Annotated in this window: 24 protein-coding genes; 7 read left to right on the top strand and 17 right to left on the bottom strand. The window is 38.2% G+C overall.

Features of this window, described 5'->3' with window-relative positions:
* Positions 1 to 24: 24 nt before the first annotated feature.
* From PQ459_17470 to tsaD, 5 genes are all read right to left on the bottom strand, one after another.
* On the bottom strand, positions 25 to 774 hold the full coding sequence (locus tag PQ459_17470; GenBank protein ID WDF46677.1) for an RsmE family RNA methyltransferase: 750 nt from the start codon (positions 772 to 774) through the stop codon (positions 25 to 27).
* 93 nt (positions 775 to 867) lie between these two features.
* Complete coding sequence (locus tag PQ459_17465; protein ID WDF46676.1) at positions 868 to 1,770, bottom strand: DUF808 family protein; 903 nt, start codon at positions 1,768 to 1,770, stop codon at positions 868 to 870.
* A gap of 373 nt (positions 1,771 to 2,143) precedes the next feature.
* Positions 2,144 to 2,548: a hypothetical protein gene (locus PQ459_17460; protein ID WDF46675.1), complete on the bottom strand. Its 405-nt coding sequence runs from the start codon at positions 2,546 to 2,548 to the stop codon at positions 2,144 to 2,146.
* Positions 2,549 to 2,618: 70 nt separating this feature from the next.
* The gene (locus tag PQ459_17455) at positions 2,619 to 3,389 is read right to left on the bottom strand and encodes a hypothetical protein (protein WDF46674.1); all 771 of its coding nucleotides are present in this window, start codon (positions 3,387 to 3,389) and stop codon (positions 2,619 to 2,621) included.
* 47 nt (positions 3,390 to 3,436) lie between these two features.
* The gene (gene tsaD / locus PQ459_17450) at positions 3,437 to 4,453 is read right to left on the bottom strand and encodes a tRNA (adenosine(37)-N6)-threonylcarbamoyltransferase complex transferase subunit TsaD (GenBank protein WDF46673.1); all 1,017 of its coding nucleotides are present in this window, start codon (positions 4,451 to 4,453) and stop codon (positions 3,437 to 3,439) included.
* 5 nt (positions 4,454 to 4,458) lie between these two features.
* Between tsaD and PQ459_17445 the strand changes: the two genes are divergently transcribed.
* The 3 genes from PQ459_17445 to PQ459_17435 all read left to right on the top strand — a co-directional run bounded on the left by PQ459_17445 (position 4,459) and on the right by PQ459_17435 (position 10,141).
* A complete protein-coding gene (locus tag PQ459_17445; protein WDF46672.1) occupies positions 4,459 to 9,108 on the top strand; it encodes a translocation/assembly module TamB in 4,650 nt (1,549 codons plus the stop codon).
* Positions 9,109 to 9,235: 127 nt separating this feature from the next.
* Positions 9,236 to 9,706, top strand: coding sequence for an AsnC family transcriptional regulator (locus PQ459_17440; GenBank protein ID WDF46671.1), 471 nt, complete (start codon positions 9,236 to 9,238; stop codon positions 9,704 to 9,706).
* Positions 9,707 to 9,772: 66 nt separating this feature from the next.
* The gene (locus PQ459_17435) at positions 9,773 to 10,141 is read left to right on the top strand and encodes a hypothetical protein (protein ID WDF46670.1); all 369 of its coding nucleotides are present in this window, start codon (positions 9,773 to 9,775) and stop codon (positions 10,139 to 10,141) included.
* Positions 10,142 to 10,176: 35 nt separating this feature from the next.
* Here PQ459_17435 and PQ459_17430 read toward each other — a convergent pair whose 3' ends face one another.
* On the bottom strand, positions 10,177 to 10,743 hold the full coding sequence (locus PQ459_17430; GenBank protein WDF46669.1) for a HupE/UreJ family protein: 567 nt from the start codon (positions 10,741 to 10,743) through the stop codon (positions 10,177 to 10,179).
* Positions 10,744 to 10,806: 63 nt separating this feature from the next.
* On the opposite strand from PQ459_17430, the gene PQ459_17425 reads away from it, so the two are divergent.
* Together PQ459_17425 and PQ459_17420 are read left to right on the top strand one after the other, a co-directional pair.
* Positions 10,807 to 11,310, top strand: coding sequence for a hypothetical protein (locus tag PQ459_17425; protein WDF48742.1), 504 nt, complete (start codon positions 10,807 to 10,809; stop codon positions 11,308 to 11,310).
* A gap of 28 nt (positions 11,311 to 11,338) precedes the next feature.
* Entirely contained in the window at positions 11,339 to 11,788 is a 450-nt protein-coding gene (locus PQ459_17420) for a VOC family protein (GenBank protein ID WDF46668.1), read from the top strand.
* Between the two features lie 318 nt (positions 11,789 to 12,106).
* Here PQ459_17420 and PQ459_17415 read toward each other — a convergent pair whose 3' ends face one another.
* The 3 genes from PQ459_17415 to radA form a co-directional block, all read right to left on the bottom strand.
* The gene (locus PQ459_17415) at positions 12,107 to 13,567 is read right to left on the bottom strand and encodes a tetratricopeptide repeat protein (protein ID WDF46667.1); all 1,461 of its coding nucleotides are present in this window, start codon (positions 13,565 to 13,567) and stop codon (positions 12,107 to 12,109) included.
* Between the two features lie 97 nt (positions 13,568 to 13,664).
* Positions 13,665 to 14,237: an ACP phosphodiesterase gene (locus tag PQ459_17410; GenBank protein WDF46666.1), complete on the bottom strand. Its 573-nt coding sequence runs from the start codon at positions 14,235 to 14,237 to the stop codon at positions 13,665 to 13,667.
* Positions 14,238 to 14,276: 39 nt separating this feature from the next.
* Positions 14,277 to 15,620, bottom strand: a complete 1,344-nt coding sequence (gene radA, locus PQ459_17405) for a DNA repair protein RadA (protein ID WDF46665.1) — start codon at positions 15,618 to 15,620, stop codon at positions 14,277 to 14,279.
* 152 nt (positions 15,621 to 15,772) lie between these two features.
* Between radA and PQ459_17400 the strand changes: the two genes are divergently transcribed.
* Positions 15,773 to 16,273 (top strand): peptidylprolyl isomerase, encoded by a 501-nt coding sequence (locus tag PQ459_17400; protein ID WDF46664.1) that lies wholly within the window; start codon positions 15,773 to 15,775, stop codon positions 16,271 to 16,273.
* Between the two features lie 124 nt (positions 16,274 to 16,397).
* On the opposite strand, the gene PQ459_17395 is transcribed toward PQ459_17400, so the two are convergent.
* From PQ459_17395 to ahcY, 6 genes are all read right to left on the bottom strand, one after another.
* The gene (locus PQ459_17395; GenBank protein WDF46663.1) at positions 16,398 to 19,139 is read right to left on the bottom strand and encodes a M4 family metallopeptidase; all 2,742 of its coding nucleotides are present in this window, start codon (positions 19,137 to 19,139) and stop codon (positions 16,398 to 16,400) included.
* Positions 19,140 to 19,280: 141 nt separating this feature from the next.
* Positions 19,281 to 20,723, bottom strand: a complete 1,443-nt coding sequence (locus tag PQ459_17390) for an aminoacyl-histidine dipeptidase (protein WDF46662.1) — start codon at positions 20,721 to 20,723, stop codon at positions 19,281 to 19,283.
* Between the two features lie 57 nt (positions 20,724 to 20,780).
* Entirely contained in the window at positions 20,781 to 21,362 is a 582-nt protein-coding gene (locus PQ459_17385) for a hypothetical protein (GenBank protein WDF46661.1), read from the bottom strand.
* An 81-nt stretch (positions 21,363 to 21,443) separates the two neighbouring features.
* Positions 21,444 to 21,836: an inner membrane protein YiaA gene (yiaA, locus tag PQ459_17380; GenBank protein WDF46660.1), complete on the bottom strand. Its 393-nt coding sequence runs from the start codon at positions 21,834 to 21,836 to the stop codon at positions 21,444 to 21,446.
* Complete coding sequence (locus tag PQ459_17375) at positions 21,836 to 22,165, bottom strand: hypothetical protein (protein ID WDF46659.1); 330 nt, start codon at positions 22,163 to 22,165, stop codon at positions 21,836 to 21,838. The genes yiaA and PQ459_17375 overlap by 1 nt, the downstream gene beginning before the upstream one ends.
* A gap of 24 nt (positions 22,166 to 22,189) precedes the next feature.
* A complete protein-coding gene (gene ahcY, locus PQ459_17370; protein ID WDF46658.1) occupies positions 22,190 to 23,503 on the bottom strand; it encodes an adenosylhomocysteinase in 1,314 nt (437 codons plus the stop codon).
* 249 nt (positions 23,504 to 23,752) lie between these two features.
* Between ahcY and PQ459_17365 the strand changes: the two genes are divergently transcribed.
* Positions 23,753 to 24,283, top strand: coding sequence for a pyridoxamine 5'-phosphate oxidase family protein (locus PQ459_17365; GenBank protein ID WDF46657.1), 531 nt, complete (start codon positions 23,753 to 23,755; stop codon positions 24,281 to 24,283).
* Between the two features lie 154 nt (positions 24,284 to 24,437).
* Here the strand turns inward: PQ459_17365 and fabF are convergent, their stop codons facing one another.
* Complete coding sequence (fabF, locus tag PQ459_17360) at positions 24,438 to 25,673, bottom strand: beta-ketoacyl-ACP synthase II (GenBank protein ID WDF46656.1); 1,236 nt, start codon at positions 25,671 to 25,673, stop codon at positions 24,438 to 24,440.
* Between the two features lie 325 nt (positions 25,674 to 25,998).
* A complete protein-coding gene (locus tag PQ459_17355) occupies positions 25,999 to 26,757 on the bottom strand; it encodes an SDR family NAD(P)-dependent oxidoreductase (protein WDF46655.1) in 759 nt (252 codons plus the stop codon).
* Between the last annotated feature and the right edge of the window lie 11 nt (positions 26,758 to 26,768).

Raw genomic sequence — 26,768 nt, 5'->3', positions numbered from 1 at the left:
ATCGTAAATAATTCAAGTTAAATATCAGAACATCTTATCATAATTCCAGGCCGCCACAAAAATTCCCGCCGTTTCCGTTCTCAATCTCTGATTTCCAAGCGAAACCGCTTTGACACCTTTTTCCGCCAATAGCTGAATTTCCTTATCAGAAAAATCGCCTTCCGGACCGATAAGGAATGTTAGTTCTGAAGATGTCTTCGAGAGCCTCAGACTGACATCGCTCGAATTGTCATCCTGAGCGGAGTCGAAGAGTCGAAGCGCGTTCAAATTAATTCTTTCCAAGTTCTCATTGCAATGCGCCACAAATGTATTTTCAGGATTTAGATTTTTCATAAACTCAGAAAATTTTTGAAGGTCATTTACCTTTGGAAAGTGTGAACGCAAACTTTGCTTCGAAGCGCTGATGGCTTGTTTTCTCAATTTGTCGATGCTGATATTCTTTCGCTCAGTTTGTTCGGTTTGGATGAAACTAACTTCTGAAATTCCCATTTCGACTGCTTTTTCCAGGAAAAATTCTATTCGGTCGATGTTCTTCGTTGGCGCAATGGCGATGTGAAGTCTTGGTGAAAAATCAGGTAGATCTTCTTTGACCTCGGAAACGTTGAGCGTTACTTTTTTGCCCTCGAAAATAAGTGTTCCTTTGGCAAGATTTCCTTTTCCATCGGTCAAGTAGATCTCTTCACCTTCGCGCATTCTGAGAACTTTTGCGATGTGCTGTTGTTCATCGGAATCAATTAGAATTTCGGGGAAGATCTGTCCAAAGAAAAGTTTCATTTTATATTAATTGTTTGCAGATTATTTGTCATTCCGTAGGAATCTAAATTTTTAAATCGCGTTGAGATTCCTACGGAATGACAAAAGTGTATGTTATTTCTTAGCAGGTTTCATTGCAGAAAATATTTTCTTACCAATTGTCACCAATAAAACCGCTATCAATCCAAACACGATCCCCAATCCAAATTGTGGCACCTGCTCAGGAATATTGGCTGGAATATTTTCGGAAACCCAATGATGAACGGCATCTATGTAATGATGGAAAATCCCGCCAGAAACCAAAAGCAAAGCGATAGTCCCAACAACACCAAGAACCTTGATTACAATTGGTAAAGCTTTGATAAGAACCTGTCCAAGTCCGTTCAGAAAACCTTGGTTGTTAGATTTTTTTTGAAGGAAAAATCCAGCGTCATCCATCCTAACGATCAATGCGACAAGTCCGTAAACACCGACTGTTGCAATGATGGCCACGAAAGAAACACTGATGATCTGGGTGATCAAAGGATGTTGTTTTTCCAGCGCAGTTCCCAAAGCGATGATGACAATCTCCAAAGAAAGGATAAAATCGGTCTTGATCGCCGAACTGATCTTTGACTTTTCGGAATTCTCATCCTCTTCAGGCAAAGTACTTTCCTGAACTACTTCGTGACCTTTTTTCTCGCGGTGAAATAGAAATTCAACGATCTTTTCCATCCCTTCGTAAGCCAAATAGACACCGCCAAGAATCAGAATATAGTTGATGGCCGGTTCGTACAGCCACTTCAGAAGAAAAATCAGCGGAAGAATGATCAGCTTATTGATGAAAGAACCTTTGGTAATTGCCCACAAAACCGGGATTTCACGGGACGAAAGGAAGCCAGTTGCTTTCTCCGCATTGACTGCAAGGTCATCGCCGAGGATTCCGGCTGTTTTTTTTGTTGCGAGTTTACTGGTCACTGCGATGTCGTCCATCAATGCACCAATATCATCTAAGATTGCGAAGAATCCTGAAGCCATAACTTTTTATTTTGATACAAAAATAAGTTTTATAGTTCAAAATTCAATGGTTAATGTTTTGGATAGCGAAGATTTGTATTGGAATCTTAAGAAAGCTATTTCGTAATTCAAAAATAGTTGAAATATGCTAAAAGTATTTATTAGTGGTCTTACTGACTCATTTAGTTATAACAAATTCGTTGCATCTGGCTCAACTAAGTGAATCAACGGGGCAACTAAATTAATCAATGGGACAACTAAATGAATCAATGGGACAACTAAATGAATCAGTGGTTCAACTAACTTAAAAAATGGTGTAACTAATCACATCATCGATGCATTTAAGTGAATCAATGACTCAACTAAGTAGATTTTATGCAAATATGAAATCTTTTTAAAACGCTATTTCATTTTCACTGAGAAATGCAACACCTGTTTTCATAGTTGTATAAATATCTGTATTACACTCCCGCAGAGAACACATATAGATTTCTTCTTTCCAACTTCCATTGATGAAAATAAGATTTAGATATTCAAATTTTCGCAAGTTGTTTTTGATGGACAAGAAGTCACCTTCTTTTGGTTCGTAGGCAAAGCTGAAAACATTTTCAGAATTGATCGTCTCCAGAATTTCCTCTTTGATGTTTTGAATATAACCTGTCTCAGAGCTTGTCAGTTCAAAATCGTCATATCCTTCTGCGTTTTCATTTTTTCCCGTAATCGTTTCTAAAATCCAGTAATATTTTGAATTCTTTTTGGAATGTGTTCCGAGTTGTTTTTCTTCTAGTAATATTTTCATAGATTTTATTTTGGCTGTCAGCTATTTAAGCTAGTATGAGCATCTGGCTATTATTGTGAATGATTTATGATTATTCTCCGTCATCTAGATTTGCTTCAGTCGGTCTAGTAAATTTTATACCTTCTCTATTCCATTGGGTTATATTTCCGGAAGAGTCCATCAAGTCAAATTCAACTTCGTAAGCTAAATTTTTATCATATTTAAATGCGCCTGAACACATCCCGTAACCCACCGCTAGCTTATTGTCTCTTAGCAATAAATAGAACGTTGTCACTTTATTGGTTACAAGGTTTTTAAATTTAGTTTTGACTAATAACGGCGAAGAGTCATTTGTTAAAAGTGAAAAATATACGTTTACTTCTGGTCCACATCCGTAGGGGATATAAGCTTTTTTTAATTCGAAAGGTTTTTTGGTAAAAATTGGCTTTTCAATGTCCACATTGGAAGTGACTTTGTAAGTGATTGGCTTAGATGTTATATTGTAACTGTAGAATCTATCTATCGTTTCGTATTTCGGAAGATTATCAATTTTTAAAATATATTCTTTACCAATTTCAAGTGGAAATTCAGGTTTTAAAATGGCTTGAGTCAACTGGAAATCTCCTATAAGCGTTTCAGTAACTTTCAGATTGATTTTCTGATCGCCATTTTGCAAATATATTTTATATTCTTTGTTAAGAGAGGTAATGATTTTTTGGCTGGTCGCAAAACCTTCAATCAGGAAAATTGAATTCTTATTGATTTCTGTTGTCGTAGGAAATACTTCGATTCCATTGTTTCCACACTTTGAATAAGCTAGAAGATTAATTAAAATGCCAAAAACTGTAATTATTGATTTCATAGTCAGATATTAAGTTTCAATTATTAAAAATTAAACAAGATGCATTGTCACAAATCATACTTCGCCGTCGCCGTCGTCCTAATATCCGTAAACTCGCCACGCTCATATTTCAGTTTGGCAACAATGGCAATCATCGCAGCATTGTCTGTCGTGTATTCAAATTTTGGGATGAAGATATTCCAACCCAGTTTTTCCTGATTAATTTCCATTGCTTTTCTCAAAGCCGAGTTGGCAGAAACACCGCCGGCAATCGCAACATCTTTGATATGAAGGTCAACGGAAGCTTTCTCTAATTTGTTCATTAAGATTTCAATGATGGATCTTTGGACAGATGCACAAAGGTCATTCAGGTTTTCCTTAATGAAATCCGGATTCTTCCGCACTTCTTTCTGGATAAAATAGAGTACTGAAGTCTTAATCCCACTAAAGGAGTAATCATAGTTCTCCATTCTTGGTTTGTTGAACTGGAACGCATCAGGATTTCCTTCTTTCGACAACTTATCGATAATTGGTCCAGCTGGATAATCGAGGTCGAAGATCTTTCCGATCTTGTCAAAAGCTTCGCCTGCTGCATCATCTATCGTTTTTCCAATGATCTCCATATCGAAATAATCTTTTACCAAAACAATCATCGTGTGACCGCCTGAGACCGTCAAACACAGGAATGGAAAAGTAGGTGGCGTTGGATTGGCATCGTCTATAAAATGTGCCAAAATATGTGCCTGCAAATGATTCACTTCGATCAGAGGCACGTCCAGACTCATCGCCAGAGATTTGGCAAAAGAAGTTCCTACGAGCAGCGATCCCAAAAGTCCGGGACCGCGCGTGAAACCAATCGCGCAAATATCATTTTGTTGTATATTTGCTTTGGAAAATGCTTTTTCCACCACAGGGATGATGTTTTGCTGATGCGCTCTGGAAGCCAACTCGGGCACCACACCACCATACTCGTTGTGGATGGCCTGGTTGGCGGCAATGTTGGACAGGATTTTGCTACCGCTGATGATGGCTGCAGAAGTGTCGTCACAAGAAGACTCGATACCTAGAATAATAGATGCACTCATAATAGATGGCAAATTTAGAAAATAAAAACACAACAAACGAAGATCCGAACAGTGACCAGCCAGTCAAAAAGAAAAGAACACCACTTTTCTGGAGGATCCTCAACTACTTATTTTTCGGGATCATCGGACTGGTGGTTCTGCTTTTCATTGCGATCAATCTTCCTGTTACCAAAAGGTATATCGCAGATGAGGCCATCACAATATTGAACAAAGACCTCAATATGAGAATGTCTGTCGAGAATGTCGAGGTCAATTTCTTTGGCGATGTGAAGATCAAAGGCCTTAGAATTAGAGATTACAAAGATTATGAATTCGTGAAAGCCAGGGAATTGCGTGTTGACTCTGATTGGTTTGCTTTGGCTTTTAACACGAGAGATATTAAGTTCAATCAAGCAACAATCATCGATCCCGTGATCCGCGTGATCACTTATAAAGGTGATAGCATCAGTAATTTTATCCGATATGTAGATAACTTCAATGACGGAAAACCACGTGACCCAAAGAAGAAACCTTTCAAAATGGGGATGAAGATCGACCTAATCAACGGTGTTTCCACGATTGTGAATGAAAATAGTCCGGGAGAAGCCGGGAGATGGCTGGACGCAAGGAAAATCAATATGCACGTCACTTCTTTAAAAGTTGAAGGTGCAGATGTTTTCGCGGATATCAGAAACTTCAGTTTGATCACGAAACGATACGGCAAAGAACACATTGTCGATACATTTTCCACCAACTTCGAGATCACGAAAAAACATTTGAAGTTTGGGAATCTGACAATCAATACCGATCATTCGCTGTTACAAGGTGAAGCGGTAATGAATCTGGATCCGGTAACTAGATTTGCAGATTTTGGAAAGAAGGTAAGTTGGGATCTGAAGATCATTCCTGGAAGCCAGATCAGTGGTTATGACCTCAGTTATTTCGTGACCGATTGGGATAATTACACGCCGATCAATATCTCAGGAACAATGACTGGTCCGCTGAATGATTTTGCATTGAATAATTTTCTCATCCGCTCGCAGGATGTCAATCTGAATACCAAAAAACTGACAATCAATGGCGTTATCGATAAAAAATTCTTCATCGAAAGTAAAAATGTCTCTGCCGATTTTACTTACAAAGCTTTAAAGGCTTCTTTACCAAATTTCATTGCTTCGAAGTTGGGAAATATCGCTGATGATTTTGGAAGGATGAAATACAACGGCTCTGTGAAAGTGAATCCAAAACAGATCTTTGCGACCGGAGAGGTGGTGACAGGAATCGGTCAGGCGAAAATGAAGGATTTCAATCTTGTAGATTACAGTACAAAACGTCCTAAATACAGAGGTTATGTGGATGTGAAAGATTTGAACGTCACAGCATTGACCAAGAACAAACAGGTTGGATTGATCTCTGGGAAATTCGATGTGCAAGGTGAAGGTTTCGATGTCAATACATTGTACATCAAAACAAAATCAGATGTTGCGCATATTGACCTGATGGGCAAAAGCCTTAATAATATCGCCATAGAAGGTGTTCTTAATAAAAAAAGATTCACTGGAGATGTGGTTGCCAATGATCCCAATGCCAAAGGAACCTTCAAAGGTGTTGTGGATTTTTCTACCAAAAGACTGTTCGCAGATTTCGCGGCCGATATTCAATATGTCAATTTAAAATATTTCGGGATCAATGCGGGAGACACCAATTCTGTAAGCGGCGTTGTCAACGGAAAAGTCTCGATGACCAATCTGAACGACCTGAATCTGGATGCGGATATCAAAGGTCTAACTCTTAATTCAAGCAAACAGAAACTCAGTATTCCAGATTCCAAACTAAAGGCATTCTTCGAAAATGGAAACCGAATTGTCTCCGTAGATGCGCCAGGTACGATCACGGGAAGGATTTCAGGAAGATTTGATCTCGAAGATATTGGGAATATGGTCACCAATAGTATCAACAAAATATTGGTTGGTAATCCACCAAAGAAAACATACAACGGACAAAGTTTCGACTTCGACTTTGATGTGAAGCAAGGTTTGGTTTCTTTCTTCGTCCCAGATCTTGAACTTAAGAACGGAGCAAAAGTTGGCGGAAATTACAATGGAAACACAAATGATCTGATATTGAATGCTGATGCTTCTCAAATCAAATATGTTTTAACAAGCAAAAAAGAATTGAGTGAAGCTGAAAAATTCTTAGCAGAAACAGATGCAACTTATCAGCCAGATCTAAACAAGGCAAGTGACAGTGCGATGGTAGATAGCCTAAGTTTAAGAATCAACACAGCCGATTTGAGTCAGCAATTGCTTGCTACCGTGAAAAGAGCGCAGTATGGCAAAAATGTTTTGCAGGATGTGAAGCTCACGGCTAATAATGAAAATTCCCAGGTTCTGCATATTGGGACCGTCTTCAAATTAGGAAGTTTGGAAGATGAAAGTGCAAAACAGATGAAGGAATATGCTGTTAATATCAACCAAACCACGAATACTGCAGGCGATTATGTACTCAGATTTGAACCAACCACCATCAAATTAAATGAGGTGGCATGGAGTATTGATACCAGTCCGGAACTTAATCATTCTATCACTTATCGAAAAAGAGAAAAAGATTTCCTGATAAAAAATCTCAGGATTTATTCTGATGAAAGCGAACTACTGATAAAAGATGCCGACTTCAAATCTGCAAAAGATTTCACAGCGGATGCTGAGGTCAAAAACCTGGATATTTCAAAATTGTTAGCCTTAGGAAATAGTAAAAACGCTTTAGATATTAAAGGAATCGCCAACGGAACAATACAGATCAAAAAATCCGGAACAAACCTGGAGCCATTGGTTGATTTGGATGTTAATGAAATCTTTATGAATGGAAAAGCGATGGGAAATCTTGAAACAAAGATTACCAAAAGCGAAAAACCAAACGTGTTTGATGTAAGCATCCAGGCATTATCATCTGAGTTTTTAGGAAAAAATACTTTGGATGTTTCAGGAACGATCGATAATAATCCAGCCTCTCCGGTTTTGGATGTGAATGCGAAAATGAATGAGTTTGATCTCGCATTTGCACAGCAGTTTGTAAAAGAGATCTTCGGAAACTTCCGAGGAAAAGCAACAGGTGATCTTAAAATTTCTGGCGCGTTGAATGACATAGATTACAGCGGTGATCTTGCGTTGAAAGGCTTTGGTTTGAAATTATTGTTCACAGGAGTTGATTATTCATTTGATGATACCGTCATTAATCTTTCCAGAGGTCTTGCACTTCTGAATAATATAGGCATCAAGGACGGAAGGACTAATTCCAAAGGTAATATCTCTGGTTCTATTCAGTTTGAAACACTTTCTTCGCTGGGAATCAACTTAATTATGCGGGCGGATAATCTTTTAGTGATTAATAATTCTCAGGAAGATAATGATTTGTTCTGGGGGCGCGTCTATGGTCAGGGTGATATCTACGTCAGTGGACCTGTTTCCGGGTTGGAAATTTCCACCCCAAATGACGGTCTGAAAGTTCTGAATAATAGTACATTTACCTTTAACAGTGCATCGAAAGCCAATGTGGACGAATTCAAAATCTTAAGATTCCTAAAACGTGATGACGAAGGTGGAATCTCTGTGGAAAAAAAGAAAAAATCCGGTGCTAATATGCTAATGGATTTTGATATATCTGTTGACAAAGGGACATTGGTGAATGTTCTGGTAGGAGATGATGTGGGAAGTATTGCTGTGAAAGGCGATGCAGACCATTTAAAATTTAGGATGGAAAGAAGTGGAAATATCAGTATGAATGGGACTTACACGGTGGATAACGGAACATTTGTCTCCAAAGCAATCCTCGACAGAACTTTCCAGATCGCAAGAAACAGCATCATCCGATGGAGTGGTAGCCCAATGACGCCGGATCTTGATATCACGGCCAATTATACAAGACCAGTCACCAATGCCGGCGAATACTTAGGAATGTCTCTTACGCAGCCAATCAACGTTGTGCTGACTACAAAAATTACCAATACACTTACAAAACCTGATATAGAATTTGGAGTCTCAGCGCCCGATAGCTCTTCCGAAGTAAGGGAAACGCTGGCGACTAAAATGAATAATCAGGATGAGCGTACAATCCAGTTTGGGTCTATTCTGGTACTTAACAGTTTCAATGTTGTCAACAGTGGTGGACTTGATTTTAATCTGCAGAATACGGCGATTAACACAGGTTATAATATGTTGTTCAAGCAATTGGGGTCGGTGCTAAATACGATCAGTAGTGCCTTCCAGGTCAATCTGGACTATATCAGTGGTGATCCGAATTCCAATACGTCAGACAGAGCTAATACCAGCGTGAGTTTGGCCTTATCACCTCGATTCAAATTAAAAACAGGATTAGGAGTGCCGGTAGCAAGGACGGAGAACGCGACAAGCAATTATCTATCCGCCGAAGGAACTATTGAATATGACTGGAGCCGACTGAATAACGGAAGCCGATTGCTAAGAGCCTATTCCAAACCTTCTAACCTTGGTCTGGGAACGGCTAATGTTCTCAATCAGAGTTATGGTGTTGGAGTTGTGTACAGTAAAAGTTTTAATTCCTTCAAATATATCTTCAAAAGACGTGAAAGAATAAAAAGAGACTCTGCAGCTGTGGAGGCAAATAAAGAAGATTCCTTAAAAAACAAGCCAATAAAATGATAATTATCATAGAATATGGTTGGTTTGTTAAAAGCTGTTAATGTTTTAATATTTGTTTTTAGTTAATTTAATTTTTTATAAATTTGCAAAAAAATTAGATATATTTTAAATAAATAATAAAATTACAATGAACTATCAATTGGACGATATCGATAAAAAAATTCTTGATTTCTTAGTAGAAAACACAAGAATGCCTTTTACGGAAATTGCTAAGCAAATGGACGTGTCCGCAGGAACTATCCACGTAAGAGTAAAGAAAATGGAAGATGCAGGAATTATTTTGGGATCTTCTCTTAGCATAGACTACAGCAAGTTGGATTACAACTTCACTGCATTCATCGGTATTTTACTTACAAAATCTAACCACACACAGGAAGTATTGAAGCAATTGGCTCTTATTCCAAATGTGGTAGAAGCTAGTGTAACATCAGGAAAATATAACATCTTCTGCAAAATGAAAGCAAAAAACACAGAGGATGCGAAAAAAATCATTTATCAAATAGATGATATTCAGGATGTAATGAGAACAGAAAGTATGATCTCTATGGAGGAGTACATCAGTGATAAGAACCGTTTGATAAACGCGGTTAGTATATAGTTAGTTAATAGAATTTCTATAGAAAGAGCTTATTCATATAAGCTCTTTTTTTTATACTTTTATGCGATGGAAGCAGCAGACAAAAGTTTCAAAAACAACAAAGATTATTATCTCTTTTTCGGATTAATTATTTTGGTTTATCTACTCAGTATCAATACAGATTACGCCGAATATTCGCTTCATCAAAAGATCAATATTCCGGGTAATTTTTTCTATTACACTTTCGGCGTAGATTTTATGGTCATCATCAGCTGGGTTTTGATTTTACTTTACAGGAAGATAGGTGTCATTCTTTTCCCAATCTTTGTGGCGGTTCATTTTGCACTGCACAACTATTACCTCAGCACATTTCTATATTCAGACGTTACCGTGATTTTTCTGTACATCGGACTCGGTTTGCTGGCAATCATCCCAAGATGGCAGGTTTTGCGATAAATCGGTTAAATAATACTATAATTTGCCTTCTCCGATCAAAAAGGCATTCTTTCCAGCGCCATCTGAAGCGCCAGTGCTCCTGCTGCAGATGAGGTGATTAGGAGCCAATCTCTCTGGTTGAGTTTTGTAAATTTTGTGACAAACGTGAAGATTATCAGGATGATCAAAACCATTGCAATCTGCCCCAGTTCCAGACCGATATTGAAGCCTAAAAGCGGAATCGTAATGCTTTGTTCTTTAGCCAGCATCATTCGTGCAGTATTCGCAAATCCCATCCCGTGGATCAGTCCAAAAAATAAGGCGAAATAATATTGATAAGGATGTTTCCCCTTGAACAAGATATTATCCAAAGCGGTGATTACAATCGTACAGGGAATCAGAAACTCTATCCAGACGCTTTTCACGCGGATAATATCGAAACTAGATAACGCCAAAGTAATACAGTGACCAATGGTAAAAGCGGTGACCAGTATTAGTAACCTTTTAAAGTCCTTGAAGCTGTACGCCGCAATCAACGCTAAAATAAAAAGCTGATGATCCAAAGCGTCCAAAGAAATTATGTGATCCCAACCCAGCTGTAAGTAAAATAGAAAATCCTTCATCGTTCAATTTCTGAAAACCGTACGAAAATAATGATTAATTTTGATTTCAATTATGTTTTGCTGATGAAAAAATCCTTTCTGCTACTTATTCTGTCTTGTTTTGTTTTCTGTCTTGTTTCCTTCGAGGTTCATCCTTATCACGTGGGTTCGGTAGAATTTAATTACAACTCAAAATCAAAAACTTTTGAGGTCACAGGACGGTTTTTTATGGATGACCTCGAGAATGCGCTCAATAAGAAATATGGAAAATCGGTTCATTTTCTGGATCCAAAATATAAATCAGAAATTAATAAAGAATTAGAACAGTATGCTTCGGAATATCTGAAACTAAAAGCTGATAATCAATTCATAAAAGTGAATTACGTAGGATATGAAGAAGATCACGAAAGTGTGAATGTCTATCTGGAATCTGAAACTTTATCAGCACCAAAAAAAGTGGAAACAGCTGTGAGTTTTTTGTACAATCTATTTGATGATCAAATGAATATTATTCACATCGTCGTAGAAGGCAAACGCAAAAGTGAAAAACTGAATTATCCTGACCGTTATCTCTATCAGCAGTTTTAATTTAATAACTCAACCAAAAACTTTAAATATGAAAAAGTCAGCTGCATTGTTATTTCTACTAATTTCCTTCAAAATCTTTTCGCAAAATAAAGAGACAGAAACTCCACTTCCTTTAGGTGTTTTTTCGGTAAGCCTTAATGTGAAAAATTTACAAAAATCTAAGGAGTTTTATGAAAATCTTGGTTTCTCTCAGATGGGCGGTGATATGAAACAAAATTATCTGATAATGAAAAATGGCACTACTATTATCGGGATTTTCCAGGGAATGTTTGAAGGGAATATCCTAACCTTTAATCCGGGTTGGGACGAAAAAGCGAAGGAAGTCAATCCTTTTACAGATGTGCGTGAAATTCAGAAAAGACTGAAGAGTAATCAAATCAAACTAAATACAGAGGCAGATGAGAAAACCAAAGGTCCGGCTTATATTGAGCTTACAGATCCGGATGGTAATAAAATCCTCATAGATCAACATAGGTGATATCGGAAAAAAGAAAAGCTAAGAATCATATAGATTCAAAGCTTCATTTTTTATCAGCTTTTTGATATGAATTAATTTTCAATTTGAAAAATAAGCTGATTGTCTAGCATAAATAAATCCTTACAGATTTATGTTCTTTTGTGTTTTCAGAACCTGAGCGCAAATGCCTTTAAGCAATAAATTTGTAGTAATTAAAATTACTGTTTTTCAATCAGGTGCAAAGTTTGCTATTTAACATAATATATGCAAAAAACAGACTACAACATATCTACAACACTTTGTTAAGTATTTGGTTATCAGTTGTATTATTTATAAATATTAGAAATTTATCATCCAGTTATTAAGGTCAACATCGGATGCAATGTTCAATTGTTTTCGCAATCTGCTTTTTTTCATCTCCACGCTTCTTACGGATATGTGGGTGCAATTGGCAATTTCTTTTGTGGAAAAATTAAGTTTGAGAAGTGCACAGAACCGAAGTTGCCCGCTTGTCATTTCCGGATAGGTTTTATTTAAATTTGAATAAAAATCCGGATACACTTCTTTGAAACGGCTAAGAAAAGAGGAGTCATTACACTTGGCCAATTCCAAAACTTCGGCAAAAGCATCATTGACTTTTGATTCCAATTGATCTAGTTCCTTTTCTTTCGCAATCAGGTGAATTTTGGTTCTGACTCTTTTTTGTCTTTCTCTTCGGAATCTTTTGAAATATTTAATAGTGAAATACATTTTAACAATGAAGAAAATAATAAGGCCGGCTATGATGAAATATAAATTTTTGTACCAGCTCGTTTTTTCACTATCGATAATGTTTTTTGAAATATTGTCCGTTTCTGCCTTCTCTTTTTTTCTGATTACATCATATAGTTCTTTAGATTTTTTGGCGTAATAGCCGTAGAGTCTGTCATCTTCCATTTTTTCATAAATGGTTGAAAGATCATCGTAAATGTATTGTAATCTGTAGATGTCCTGTGCTTTTTCGAAGATTGGTAATGCCTGTTTGTAATAATAGATAGAGCTATCCATCTTGTTCATTTCCAGATAAGTGTTGCCAAGTCCGTACAGTCCAAAAGCTTGGTTTATAGAGTCGTTATCTGCTTTTGATAAGAGATAGGCTTTGCGGTTGTAGTAGAGTGCTTTGTCGTGTTGGTCGAGATCTATGTAAGTGTAACCGACACTGGAGTATTGGATTGCGAGCCAGCCGTTTCTTTTCTTTGGATCTTTTATTTTGTTGTAATATTCTACACTCTTCAGATCATTTTTGATGGTGTGTTGAGGAAGCTCATATTTTAAATTCATGATTTCCGATCTCCCTGCATAGATCTGTCCCATAGAGCTGTAATACTCGTAGTTATCCTTTATTTGCTGGCAAAGGTTTTCCGCAGTTGTGCTTGTTTCGGTTGCTTTATCAAAAAAACCAAGATAGGAGTAGGCGAGTGATTTGGCAATTAAGCTTTGAACTGAGTGATAATCATCACTTTCCTTGTTGGCCAAGTTCAGAAGTTTATCAGCAGCCTCCAGAGCTTTTTGCTGTTCTCCCAAGCCTAAGTAAGAATTGATGATCACCTTTAAGGATTTTGCTTTGCCAAGGTAATATCCGTTGTTGTCAGAAATGTTGTAAGTATCCAGGCCTATTCTCAAAGCCCTGTTTCTATCTGCCAGATGAAACGTCTCAGAAAGAATATTGTCAATCTTTTCAGGCGTGTATTCTTGCGCTTTCGTTTGTAATATGCACGCAATTAATAGTAGTACTAGTATTAATCTTTTTGTAAATTCCACAGCTTTGATGTAGCGACAAAAGTATTAAAAAATCAATGATAATCGTATATTTATATTAAATATTTTTCGGATGATGATATCAGTCGTAAAGCCAAAATTAAATCGATTTATATTTCTTCGTACACTCCAATAAAATATCCGGGAAGAATGCATCAAAATGAATTTGAAGCTCTTTTTTATTCTGTCGAAAAGTATCAAAAATGGGAATGCTTGTGTCAAGATATTTGGCCTTGTGCAAAACATTTTGCATACTGAATTTGATGCCTTGGTCTTGTCTGTAATTACTGAGCCAATCATCTTGCTCCATTCTTACAAGCATTTTTTTGTAATTTTCAGGAAGCCATTGTTCATTTTCCCAAAGGATTTTGTAAACTTTGGTGGAATGTATTTTTAATTCTTCTTCAGTGTAAAGATGCGCCACAAAGTAATCAAAAGCAACATCCACAAAAGCTCCGGAATAGAGCCTTACCAAAGGACTGAAAATCTTTTTAGCCTCCGAAACAGCCGGATGAGAATCCGTAAAAGTATCAATCGCCCGATGGACCGTGATGCCTTCTTGTATTTCCAAAGGAAAATTTTCTCGCTCATTGTTTTTTATGAAATCCGCAATCATATTGCCAACGAGTTGTCCATTGGTAAAAGAGAGGATAGAGTGGGCGAGGTAATTCAAGTGAGCATGCTTTTAGTCTTATAAATTTACAGAATTAATTTAGAATAATGACTCTACAAAATCCTCAATCTTACTAATTTCCTCTACTTTAATTCCGAATTTTTTCTTAGGAAGTTTGTTCAGATTAGAAATGAATATCTTCTCGTAGCCTAACTTTTCTGCCTCTGTGATGCGTTGTTCTACTTGTGCAACAGGACGGATTTCTCCGCTCAAACCAATTTCTCCCGCAAAACAATAATGTTCTGAAATTGCAATGTCTTCATTACTTGATAAAATAGAGGCAACAACCGCCAAATCCAAAGCCGGATCATCAGTCTTAATTCCACCAGTAATATTGAGGAAAACATCTTTTGAACCTAGTTGAAAACCGGCTCGCTTTTCCAAAACTGCAAGTAGCATATTCAGTCTTTTGGAGTCGAAACCGGTGGAACTTCTTTGGGGCGTTCCGTAAACTGCGGTGGAAACCAAAGCTTGAATTTCTAAAAGCATAGGTCTGTTTCCCTCCAAAGTTACTGCAACAGAATTTCCGGATAATTCTTCAAATTTCTTTGTAATCAGAATTTCTGATGGGTTTTTAATTTCTTTTAAACCGCTGGAAATCATCTCGTAAATTCCAATTTCCGAAGTTGAACCAAAACGGTTTTTGTTTGCTCTCAATAATCTGAATAAATGATTTCTGTCACCATCAAAATTAAGAACCACATCTACCATATGTTCCAGAACTTTTGGTCCTGCAATCTGTCCGTCTTTTGTAATGTGACCGACAAGGAATACAGGAATATTATTTTCTTTGGCAAATTTGATGATCTCATTAGAACACTCACGGATTTGTGAAACTGTTCCAGGTGAACTTTCTATCAATTGCGATTGCAAAGTCTGGATAGAGTCAATGATAACAAAATCGGGCATCAGTTTCGTTGCCTCGTGTATGATTTTTTCTAATGACGTTTCTGTGAAAAGGAAACAGTTTGGATTCTTTACGTCCGCGAGTCTGTCTGCTCTCATTTTGATTTGTGAGGCGCTTTCTTCGCCCGAAACATACAGGATTTTTTTCTTCATCTTCAAGGCAAGTTGAAGAAGAAGGGTAGATTTCCCAATTCCTGGTTCTCCTCCAATCAAAGTTACCGATCCGAGTACAATTCCGCCACCCAAAACACGGTTGAGTTCTTCTGAAGGTGTCACGATTCTTGGTTCTTCTATGGCTTCCACCTCAATGATGTTAATGATGGAAGATTTGGATTTTGTCGCTACAGATTTGGTGGATTTTTCAACGATTTCCTCCACCAAAGTGTTCCATTCGCCACAGGTTTTGCATTGCCCGTGCCACTGGGAATATTGTGCGCCACAATTCTGACAGAAATATAGAGTTTTGAGTTTTGCCATTCTGCGAAGTTCAAGAAAAATTTCGGAAAAGAAAAAGATTAAAAAGAAGTTTTATTTCAAATTCCGTCACTTAATTTTCAAAAGCTTAATTTTGCGGTGTGATACATCGCGAATGATATCATCCAAAAATTTATAATATTAAATAATTTAAAATGGCATTAGACAAAAATCATGTAGTGACTTTAAAATACGTTCTACATACTAATGATGAAAATGGAGAGAAAGTGTTTGTAGAAGAAACTTCTGCTGAGAATGCTTTGACGTTTCTATATGGCGTAGGAATGATGATTCCAAAATTCGAAGAGGAGATCAAAGATTTGACAATCGGAGACAAAGCTTCTTTCGAGATTGCACCAGGCGAAGGCTATGGCGAGAGAGATCCTCAAGCTGTGACTCAATTACCAGTTGATATGTTCGAAGGTCAGGAATTGCCACCAGTTGGAGCAGTTTTACCACTTTCTGACAATAGTGGAAATAATTTCCAGGCGATGGTTTTGGAGGTAACACCAGAAGCTGTTACTGTTGACTTGAACCATCCAATGGCTGGGAAAAGTTTGTTTTTCGATGTTGAAATTCTGAATGCTCGTCCAGCAACAGAAGAAGAATTAGCACACGGTCACGCTCACGGAGAAGATGGTCATTCTGGACATTAATCCAATTTCTTTCTGAAAATATAAAACCTACTTGATTATTTGAGTAGGTTTTTTTATTAATTAATGAATGTTAAACATAAAAAAAGCTCCCAAATTTCAGGAGCTTTAAATGATTGATTTAGATTTATTTCTTGATGAATTTCTGAGTCGATTTTACGCCTTCTTTGTTTATTAATTCCAAAATATAATTTCCGGAAGTCAATCTCTGAGCGTTGATCTTTTTATCAGAAGATTTACCAGACAGAACGACTTGTCCCGCAGTATTATAAATCTGATAAGATAGTTCACTGGAATCTTTCGACTGGATATTGATCACCTCTCTTACCGGGTTTGGATAGATTGCCATCTCATTAGTTTTATTAACGTCAGAAACTGCCAGTAATTTTTTTACAATAAGCGTGTAATCTTCTACCTGTCCATAAGAGAAGTTTTCGCACGCTGTAGGTACCGCATTGAATTTCATAGAAACCCTCATAACAATTGGTAAGTCAAAAGAAATTCCTGCTGGAACGTTGATAGTTCCCGTTACCGGCGTGTTTTTGGTAATAGTCTGTGTGAACGCTTTTTCATTGGCGTCATCAAAATCGCCATCACCGTTCCAGTCGATAAAGACAGAGTAGGCTTCATTGTAAACCGTGCTGGTCCAAACTGGTGTGATACTGATTGGATAAGATTTTGACTCTGTCAAATTAGTAGAAATGTGGGTGAAATCTTCATAGCCAGCTGTTCCTGTGCTGGTGTTGTCTATGTCTGCAAAAACAACTCGTTTTATTTTTTCGTCAGCTGTATTGGTTCCTGCAGAAGCACAATATTCCACCTGATTGGTTGTAGTAACTGTTGCAACATTACTGGTGGCGGAGATATTGTCATAAACATCTTTTGCTTTTACAGTAAAGTTATAAGTAGTTTGTCTTGATAGTCCGGTCACTTTGTAGGTGAGTGTGGAGGTTCTCGCTATTTCTGTTCCATCTTTGTAGATGATGTAGCCATCCATATCTTCATTATCTGTGGAAGCATTCCACGTGAGATTGGCACTGGTACCTTTGATATTGCTGGCAACAAGATTAGTTGGAACGGTTGGTGGAGTTGTATCAGGCGTGGCAAGATATCTGGCGCCAATTCCTACGGCGTAAAAAGCATCTTGTGTGGCAATGGCTTCAGGCGTCTTGTCTCCAAAAAGTTCTTTGGCAACCTGTACACCATAGTCTCTTGCATTTTTGAATGTCGAGTTTGCAGTCAGGTAGGTAGATTCCAGTTTGTAAACTATTTTTTCAGCTTTGTCCCAGCCGATTCCTGTTACATTATATGATTTACCAAGATCATTGGTTCCTGTTTTTCCCATCACGAGAATGTAGAACCAATGATTAAGAACACCACTGTTGGTATGCACGCCGCAATAGTCATTTCCAAAACTTCCTCCACTTGGTGTTGCGCAGCCTTCTTCTACTGTCGCAGCTTTCCAGTTGATACCGCGATAAGTATCTGGCTGTGGAGACAAGGCAACTTTTGGATTATCCATAGATCTCAGATGGCCGGGAGATGCAATTGTGATATCTTCTCCAATTAGGAAATTCTGTTTTTCAGGCGCATATTTGTGTTCCACAACTGCGCCCCAGATATCAGAAAAACCTTCGTTCATCGCGCCAGATTCTCTCTGATAAGCAAGGTCTGCAGTGTATTCGCAAACGGCGTGCCCTAATTCATGAGCTGTCACGTCAAATGCCGTTAATGGTCGGAATCTTGTTGCGCCATCACCGTAGATCATCTCTGTTCCGGACCAGCCTGCATTCTCGTAGCTGCTACCATAGTGAACATAGCTTTTTAAAACTGCGCCGGCATTATCATAACTGTTTCTGTTAAAGGTTGTTTTAAAATAGTCGTAAGTTTTTTCAACTCCCCAATGCGCGTCCAAAGCAGCATTGTCAAAGGTTGAATTGTTATGTTCGGCAGAAGTCCAATTGTTATCGTTATCCTTAAAGTCAACGGCAGTACTGATGGTAGATGACTTTTTCAGGTTGTAGGTTTTTACACCATTTCCTCTGGTTGCGTCTTGCAAAATGTAGCTTCCAGCAGACAATGTGGTTTCTATTGATTTTGCACCGCTATATTTTGTATCGGCGTTTCCGGTTTCGAAAATTAGAGGATTCTTATAGTCAGTTTTTATAGCAATTGGGGTTTGCTTTATTGATTTGTTTGGAATGAGATCCTGGCTTTGATGTTTCAAAACAGCATTTGAAAAAATAATTCTACCATCTATTGCATCCACATAGATGATTGCTCTGCTGATTGGCTCTGCCGCATAAATATCAAATTTATAAGCTAGGTAAAGTTTAGTTTCGCCCGCATTGGTCTGTACAGGCAATAGAACCAATTGTCCTTCTGGTTTTTTATATTTGTTATCTGCAACATAGGCAGCATCTTCCCACATATATTTTTTAGCATTCACGCTAGTAATTGCTTTTTGGAAAGCATCCAGAGAGGTTAATCTAGGAGTGGTCTTTGTATTTTCTGTGGAGAAGATTTCCCCGTTCATACTTGTCAGTTTTCCATCTTTGTAATGAAGATTGTAACCGCCAAATTCCACTGGAATATTATTAAGGAACATCTTGTATTTCTCATCGGAGAATTTTCCGTCTGCTAAATTTTGACTCAGTCTTAATTCGACATTAGGCGCTAATTTTAGAACTTCAGCAAAAATAGAGTTAGCGGAAGATGAGGTGAGGTTGCTATTCTGGTTGAAGGTTATCAGACTGAGATTTCCTTTCTCGTCTTTGATTTTTTTATTGATGTAGCTCTGAGCGGAGAAATCGTTTGTAGATCCCAAAAGCAAGCCCAGTATGCCAATACAGAGTAATTGTTTTTTCATATATTCCAATATTAATTTGTTTGCTAAAGTAATGTTTTTTTTAAATTTAAATTAATACTAAGTCTATTAAATTGTTGATTTTTTAAATAAATCAGATTAAAACAAAAAATCCAGCATTTCTGCTGGATTTCGATATTGTTCCTATTTTTTTACGGGAATATTTTTCAAAATTTCTTGTGTGTACTTCCAGAATTTTTGAGTTGATGAGATGCTAGCTCGCTCATCTGGCGAATGTGCACCTTTGATCGTCGGTCCAAAACTTACCATTTCCATTTTTGGATAGTTGGCTCCGATGATGCCACATTCCAAACCGGCGTGGCAAGCAACCACCATTGGTTTTTCGCCGAAGTTGTTTTCATAAAGATCCGTCATCACTTTGATGATCTCTGCATCTGGCTTCGGTTTCCAACCTGGATATGAACCACCAAATTCCGTTTGCAAACCGTTGCTTTCGAACGCAGATTTCAGTTGGTTGGCAACTTCCCATTTCGTAGATTCTACGGAGGATCTTGTGAGATTAAGGATTTTGATCTCTCCATTTTTAAGTTCAACTCGTGCAACATTGTTGGAGGCTTCTACCAGACCTTCCACATCTGGACTCATTCGGAAAACACCGTTGTGAGCCGCATTGATCGCGAAAATTATTTGTTTAGAATTTTCAACAGAAATTACTTTTTCCTGTAAATCTATTTTTTCAATATTAATTGTTAGATCTTTTTCCAATGATGCAAACTCCTCTAATATTTCAGATTTTAATTGCTCTACATTCTTAAAAAATTCAGACGAATTTTCTACCGTGAAAGTAGCATTTGCCTCTCTTGGAATAGCGTTTCTCAAACTTCCACCATCGATTGAGCTTAGCTGAATTTGATTTTCTAAAGCTGAGAATAAAAATCTGCCCAATAATTTGTTGGAATTACCAAGCCCTTTGATAATGTCCATTCCAGAGTGTCCGCCTTGCAAACCTTTGATCTCGATCTTGAAAGTTTCGCCTTTGGAATCATTCAAATCGAATTTCGCAGAAGCTGTCACATCTACGCCACCAGCACAACCGATATCGATCTCATCATCTTCCTCAGTATCTAAATTTAATAGAATTTCGCCTTTCAATTGTCCAGGTTTCAAAGCTAAAGCTCCAGTCATTCCTGTTTCTTCATCTATGGTGAAAAGTGCTTCCAGATCTGGATGAGGAATATCGTCACTTTCAAGAATCGACATAATTGTTGCAACGCCCAGACCATTGTCTGCCCCAAGTGTTGTCCCATTTGCCTTCACCCAATCACCATCCACAAACATTTGAATGCCTTGGGTTTCGAAGTCAAAATCGACGTCGTTGTTTTTTTGGCAAACCATATCTAGGTGCGATTGCATCACGATTGGCTGACGGTTTTCCATTCCTGCTGTTGCGGGTTTTGTGATGATGACATTTCCAGCTTCGTCAACGGTTGTTGGCAATCCCAGTTTTTCACCGAATTCCTTTATGAATTTTATAACTTTTTCTTCTTTTTTTGAAGGTCTTGGAACGGAATTAAGTGCCTCGAAGTTTTTCCAGATCACTTTTGGTTCCAGTTGAGAATATTCCATTTTTTTTGAAATTTTTTGAAACTGCAAGGTACTAATTACAGAGTTATAACTAAAAGCTTATTTGCCATTGAATGTAATTTTGTTTCTTGGTTTTGTGCCAGAGTATTCTTCAATTCTTTTGATGAACGCACCATTTTCAAAATAGAGAAGGCAATTAAAGCAGGTTATCTTTTTGTCTTTTACAAAGATATTGACGTTAAGTCTATTTTCAAAACGACTTACATAACTTGGCTTGAAATTATCTTCATCAGCGTTTCTATTAATAACAAATATTGGAGATGGATTGCTGCTTAGCTCTTCTAGGGTTTGACGTAGATTCATATAGCCATCCATCACAAAGAACAATTTGTAATCTTTTTCCTTGGCAAAATCAATAAACTCTTGTAATGGCTTTAGTCTCAAATAAGAGCCGTTTGTAAAGATATATACAATTGCTTTTGGATGATTTTTAAGTTCCTCGGATAGTTGCTCTCCCGTAATTTTATATATAAAATTTTGATTTAAATTTTGAAAGCTATCTAAGGTTTTTACCCGATAACGATAATGGTCTGGCATTTTTTCAGAATCATCTCCCCAGCCATTGACTGTGCAAGAACTTAATACAATAAAGGCAAATAAAAGTAGAATCAGTTTTTTCATTTAGTTAAGCTAGTTTTTTTCAAAAATATAAAAACCTCCCAATAATTTGAGAGGTTTTTGCTGATATAGTTTTATTACTTTTTAATCTTCCAGCATATTGTCACGCGTATTTTTCTGAACTGCAATCGCTCCGAAAAGGGCGAGCAAAAATGCAAAGGCATAAAATCCTTTTTCACTTGGGAGAATCGTTGCGTTCCAAAGTCCGATTACTAGAAGAACGATCGATGATAATGTGGCGAACCAACAAAGTCCGTAATAGATGTCGGTCACTTTGATATTTTCCATCTTGTCACGAACGGCTTTCTGCAAAGAAACGACTGCGAACAAGCCATAGAGTAGGATGGTGAAGTAGTAGCCTTTCTCGTTCAGTTCCATATCGGCGCGTGCAAGTCCTGTGATGAAACCAATCATTCCTGCGCCCAAAGCGACCCAAGATGCTGCTACGAAAGCATTTGACACTTTTTGTTTTGCCATTAGTTTTTGTTTTTTAATGATTTTATAATATCAAATATATTCTTTTTTTGATAAATCAATTGAAGTCGTTGAGATTTGTTGAGATAATTTCTTTCAAAGAGAAAACCCATAGCCCCGATAGTAGCGGTTACCCCACAGTTGGGTTGGAGAATTGGTGGGTTTGGGGTTGGAGAGCAATGGCGCGAGGAGTAATAGCGGATAGCGGGAAATAGCTCCTGATTGGGCTGGAGAGTATGGGATTTGGAGAGTTGTAGGGTTTGTGAGTTTTGGGGATAAAAAAACGCTCCAGAAAAATCTGAAGCGTTGTTAAATATATTTTTGTCATCCATCTTCCGACTTCTGACTTCCAGCATTTAGTATCTGTAGTATTCTGGTTTGAAAGGTCCTTTCACGTCAACGCCGATGTAATCTGCTTGTTCTGGTGTAAGGGTTTCTAATTCTACGCTTAATTTCTTAAGGTGCAATTCTGCTACTTTCTCGTCCAAATGTTTTGGCAACATATAAACTTCGTTTCCGTAAGCTTCTGAGTTTGTCCAAAGTTCGATTTGAGCCAAAGTCTGGTTACTGAATGAGTTAGACATTACAAAACTTGGGTGGCCAGTTGCGCAACCAAGGTTTACCAATCTTCCTTCTGCAAGGATGATCACTTCTTTACCTTCGATGGTGTAGATGTCAACTTGAGGCTTCACTTCTGACTTTGTGTGACCGTAGTTTTCGTTCAACCAAGCCATATCGATCTCGTTGTCGAAGTGACCGATGTTACAAACTACTGCTTTGTCTTTCATTTTAAGGAAGTGGTTTCCTCTTACGATGTTGTAATTTCCAGTCGTCGTGATGATGATGTCTGCGTTGTCAACTACTGTGTCCAATCTTTTCACTTCGTATCCGTCCATTGCCGCTTGTAGCGCACAGATCGGGTCAATCTCAGTTACAGTTACGATAGAACCAGCTCCTCTGAAAGAAGCCGCAGTTCCTTTTCCTACGTCTCCGTAGCCGCAAACTACAACTCTTTTTCCAGCCAACATAAGGTCTGTCGCTCTTCTTACAGCATCTACTGCAGATTCTTTACAACCGTATTTGTTATCGAATTTAGATTTGGTAACAGAATCATTTACGTTGATTGCAGGCATTACCAAAGTTCCGTTTTTCATTCTTTCGTACAATCTGTGAACACCGGTTGTGGTTTCTTCAGAAAGTCCTTTGATATCTTTTGTGAATTCTGGGTATCTGTCAAAAACCATATTGGTCAAATCGCCGCCGTCATCAAGGATCATATTCAATGGTTTTCTGTCTTCACCAAAGAAAAGAGTCTGCTCTATGCACCAGTCAAAATCTTCTTCGTTTAGACCTTTCCAAGCGTAAACCGGGATTCCAGCAGCAGCAATCGCAGCCGCAGCGTGGTCCTGAGTAGAGAAGATGTTGCAAGAAGACCAAGTCACCTCAGCACCAAGTGCTACCAAAGTCTCGATCAAAACTGCAGTCTGGATTGTCATATGAAGACATCCTGCGATTCTAGCACCTTTAAGTGGTTGAGATGGTCCGAATTCTTCACGGATAGACATCAAACCTGGCATCTCAGCTTCCGCCAAAGTGATTTCTTTTCTTCCCCATTCTGCTAAGGAAATATCCTTAACTTTATAAGGAACGTATTGTGTTGTTGTACTCATATTTATAATGAAATAAATTTAAAAATCAGTTCTTTAAACTATAGTGCAAAATTACAATATATAATTAAGATATAAAAATTAAGAAACCGGATCCATTATATGAAATTATACATTGGTAAAAATTATTTATTCTAATTCTAAATAGTTACTTTTGCAAAGTAGTTAGGACTGATAAACATTGAACTTATCTTTCTTAATCGATTTTCATTAACATTAAAATTAATATCTATTCAAAAATAAATTTACATTATGAGTGAAAGTACACACACGCAAGATGCCCAAAGACAAGCAAAACCAGTTGCGCCGAAAGTAAAAGAATTAATCGCTAAAACACTTAGCGTTACTTTGGCAACAGTAGATGCAGAAGGAACGCCGAACGCAAGCTACGCGCCGTTTGTAGAGATTGACAACAAATTCTACATTTTGGTTTCTTTTATGGCAAAACACACGAAGAATCTTTCGGAAGGTAGAAAAGTTTCTGCGATGTTTATCGAGGATGAGTCTGCGACGAAACAAGTTTATGCAAGAGAAAGATTGACAGTTGAAGTTTCTACTTCTCAAATCGAAAGAGATTCTGCTGAATGGACCAACGTTGTAGGACAATTGAAAGAAAGACACGGTAAGATTGTAGATGTTCTTAATGAAATGACAGATTTCATCTTAGTGGCGCTTCATCCTGTGAAAGGTGCGTACGTGAATGGTTTCGGAAGTGCTTATTTTGTAGATGCAAATCTTGAAATAATGGAACACAGAAACGACCAGAATCACCAAACAAAATAAATAATGAAAGGCTTAGTTTTTACTAAGCCTTTTTTTTGTCTTCGAGGACCTCAGACTAACATATTTCAAAATTTTAAGATTAATTGTCACACTGAGCGGAGTCGAAGTGTTTTTTGTTTTAAAATAAGGGTCGGGGAAACAAAGTTTATTTTAATTAAATCTTCCTAAAAATCACCGTCGAGTTGTGTCCTCCAAATCCAAAAGCATTGCTCATCGCGATATTAATTTCCTTTTGTTTCGGCTCAGTCACGATATTGATGCCTTCCGGAATATTCTCATCAAGATTTGAAATATTGATGGTCGGCGGAATGATGCTGTTTTGAATCGCTTTGATACATAAGATGGCTTCAACCGCGCCAGCTGCTCCCAGCAAATGGCCAGTCATAGATTTGGTTGCGCTGATGTCCAGGTTCGGACTTCCTTTGAAAACTTTGGTAACGGCATTCAGTTCTGCCAAGTCTCCAAGTGGTGTAGAAGTAGCGTGTGGATTCAGATAATCAACTTGGTCGGACGTGATGTTGGCGTCTTCAAGAGCCAATTCCATAGATTTTGCTGCTCCAATTCCTTCAGGATGTGGCGCGGTCATATGATACGCGTCGGCGGTCATTGCAGCACCAATCATTTCTGCATAGATTTTTGCGCCTCTTGCTTTGGCGTGTTCGTATTCTTCCAGAATCAATGCGCCGGCACCTTCTCCCATTATGAAACCGTCGCGTTCTACGTCGTAAGGTCGGCTTGCTGCTTGTGGGTCTTCATTTCTGGTGGACATAGCTTTCATCGATGAGAATCCGCCGACAGAAGCTTGCGTGATTGGCGCTTCCGAACCACCGCTAACGATGACTTTCGCTTTTCCCCAACGGATGTAATTGAAGGCATCCATAAATGCGGTGTTTGCAGTTGCACAAGCAGAAACTGTCGTGTAATTGATTCCGCGAAGTCCATATTTCATCGATATCATTCCGGAAGCCATATTGGCAATCAGTTTTGGAACAAAGAACGGACTGAATCTTGGTGTTCCATCGCCTGTAGCAAAGGCGACTACATCATCTTCAAAGGTTTGCATTCCGCCTTGTCCTGTTCCCCAAATCACACCGATGTCAAAAGGGTCGATGCTTGCCAGGTCCAAACCAGAATCTTCCATTGCTTCGGCTGCAGCATAGATTCCGAACTGTGTGAAAAGGTCGCTTCGTTTGATTTCGTTTCTGTCCAGATATTTTTCGGGCGTGAAGTTTTTGACCTCCGCAGCGAACTGAACTTTGAATTTTTCCGGATTGAAGTGCGTGATGGTTGCAGCGCCACTTTCTCCAGCCAAACTATTTTTCCAAAAGGTTTCGACATCATTTCCCAAAGGTGTTACGGCTCCCATTCCGGTGATTACAACTCGTTTCATTTATCTGATTTTTAAATTTTAAATATTTTGTAGGCAGACTAATTTAGAGAAAAGAATATTCTCAGGTTTCTGCCTTCATCTCTGTTCCTGAACTATTATGTAAGGAATAAGAATCCGCAAATTTAGGCATTTGATTTTCTAATTTCAGTTTTTAAATTGATTGGATGTTCCTTATGAAAGGTAATTCCCAATTTTTGTGACAAAACTTGTTCTATACTTCAATCTGCAGCCCGACTTGAACGGAGCTCATTTTTTGGTGCTGGTAAAAGCTTTGGCCAAAAATAGCGGGAGTGGAAGGCGGAAAAGCTGCCCAAATTGCAATGATTTACAAAACTTCCTGAATTCTGGTTTGGTTCATCACCCTGAAAGCCTCTGCTGGAGCGGCTAATGATAGTTGGTAGATGTCTTCGGTCTGCCCAACGCGGATTTCGAAGTTGTCAGTTTCTAGAGCTGTAATCAATTCTTCGGCAACCAAAGTGGGAGATATTCCTGTTTTTCCACCAATTGGTGCAGAAAACTCGGTGTCGACCAATGGCGGTACGAGTTCGAAAACTTTGATGGATGTGTCTTTTTCCAATGCAAAACGCAATGCCTGGGTGTAAGAATGGAGTGCGGCCTTGCTCGCGGAATAGGTTGCCAAACCGCTCGGAACGTAGGCTGTGATGGAGGAAACGTTGACAATCGCCGCGTTGTCCTGAGTTTTTAATAATGGTAAAAGTTTCTCGTTGAGTCGGATGACGGAAAGGTAATTGGTCAGCATTTCGGCTTCTGCTTTTTCGAATCCGCCGGCGTTTTCTGCTGTGATGTCAAACACAAAAGCCTGTCCAGCGTTGTTGATGACGATATTGAGTTGGGGAAATTCCTGTTTGACTTGAATGACCAATTTTTCGACATCGTCTGCTTTTGAAGCGTCTGAAACGATGGTTTTGACGTTTGTAAGTTTGGACGCAGCTTGGTGGAGACGTTCTTCATTTCGGCCGGTGATGATGACGTTGTTTCCTTTTTCGGAAAGTAGTTTAGCGATTTCGAAACCGATTCCTGCGCTTCCGCCGGTGATGAGGATGGTGTTGTTGCTTGTGTTCATAATGATGGATT

It is taken from the genome of Chryseobacterium sp. KACC 21268 (assembly GCA_028736075.1).
Classification (GTDB): Bacteria; Bacteroidota; Bacteroidia; order Flavobacteriales; family Weeksellaceae; genus Epilithonimonas.
This window is presented reverse-complemented; position numbering and strand designations above follow the sequence as displayed.

Coding starts and splice junctions, on each gene's coding strand:
- PQ459_17395 (WDF46663.1), bottom strand. CDS start 19,139: ATGAAAAAACAATTACTCTGTATTGGCATACTGGGCTTGCTTTTGGGA.
- PQ459_17435 (WDF46670.1), top strand. CDS start 9,773: ATGGAAGCAGCAGACAAAAGTTTCAAAAACAACAAAGATTATTATCTC.
- PQ459_17465 (WDF46676.1), bottom strand. CDS start 1,770: ATGGCTTCAGGATTCTTCGCAATCTTAGATGATATTGGTGCATTGATG.
- PQ459_17385 (WDF46661.1), bottom strand. CDS start 21,362: ATGAAAAAACTGATTCTACTTTTATTTGCCTTTATTGTATTAAGTTCT.
- PQ459_17390 (WDF46662.1), bottom strand. CDS start 20,723: ATGGAATATTCTCAACTGGAACCAAAAGTGATCTGGAAAAACTTCGAG.
- PQ459_17445 (WDF46672.1), top strand. CDS start 4,459: ATGGCAAATTTAGAAAATAAAAACACAACAAACGAAGATCCGAACAGT.
- yiaA (WDF46660.1), bottom strand. CDS start 21,836: ATGGCAAAACAAAAAGTGTCAAATGCTTTCGTAGCAGCATCTTGGGTC.
- fabF (WDF46656.1), bottom strand. CDS start 25,673: ATGAAACGAGTTGTAATCACCGGAATGGGAGCCGTAACACCTTTGGGA.
- PQ459_17355 (WDF46655.1), bottom strand. CDS start 26,757: ATGAACACAAGCAACAACACCATCCTCATCACCGGCGGAAGCGCAGGA.
- PQ459_17430 (WDF46669.1), bottom strand. CDS start 10,743: ATGAAGGATTTTCTATTTTACTTACAGCTGGGTTGGGATCACATAATT.
- radA (WDF46665.1), bottom strand. CDS start 15,620: ATGGCAAAACTCAAAACTCTATATTTCTGTCAGAATTGTGGCGCACAA.
- PQ459_17440 (WDF46671.1), top strand. CDS start 9,236: ATGAACTATCAATTGGACGATATCGATAAAAAAATTCTTGATTTCTTA.
- ahcY (WDF46658.1), bottom strand. CDS start 23,503: ATGAGTACAACAACACAATACGTTCCTTATAAAGTTAAGGATATTTCC.
- PQ459_17400 (WDF46664.1), top strand. CDS start 15,773: ATGGCATTAGACAAAAATCATGTAGTGACTTTAAAATACGTTCTACAT.
- PQ459_17455 (WDF46674.1), bottom strand. CDS start 3,389: ATGAAATCAATAATTACAGTTTTTGGCATTTTAATTAATCTTCTAGCT.
- PQ459_17470 (WDF46677.1), bottom strand. CDS start 774: ATGAAACTTTTCTTTGGACAGATCTTCCCCGAAATTCTAATTGATTCC.
- PQ459_17365 (WDF46657.1), top strand. CDS start 23,753: ATGAGTGAAAGTACACACACGCAAGATGCCCAAAGACAAGCAAAACCA.
- PQ459_17420 (WDF46668.1), top strand. CDS start 11,339: ATGAAAAAGTCAGCTGCATTGTTATTTCTACTAATTTCCTTCAAAATC.
- PQ459_17375 (WDF46659.1), bottom strand. CDS start 22,165: ATGGATGACAAAAATATATTTAACAACGCTTCAGATTTTTCTGGAGCG.
- PQ459_17460 (WDF46675.1), bottom strand. CDS start 2,548: ATGAAAATATTACTAGAAGAAAAACAACTCGGAACACATTCCAAAAAG.
- PQ459_17425 (WDF48742.1), top strand. CDS start 10,807: ATGAAAAAATCCTTTCTGCTACTTATTCTGTCTTGTTTTGTTTTCTGT.
- tsaD (WDF46673.1), bottom strand. CDS start 4,453: ATGAGTGCATCTATTATTCTAGGTATCGAGTCTTCTTGTGACGACACT.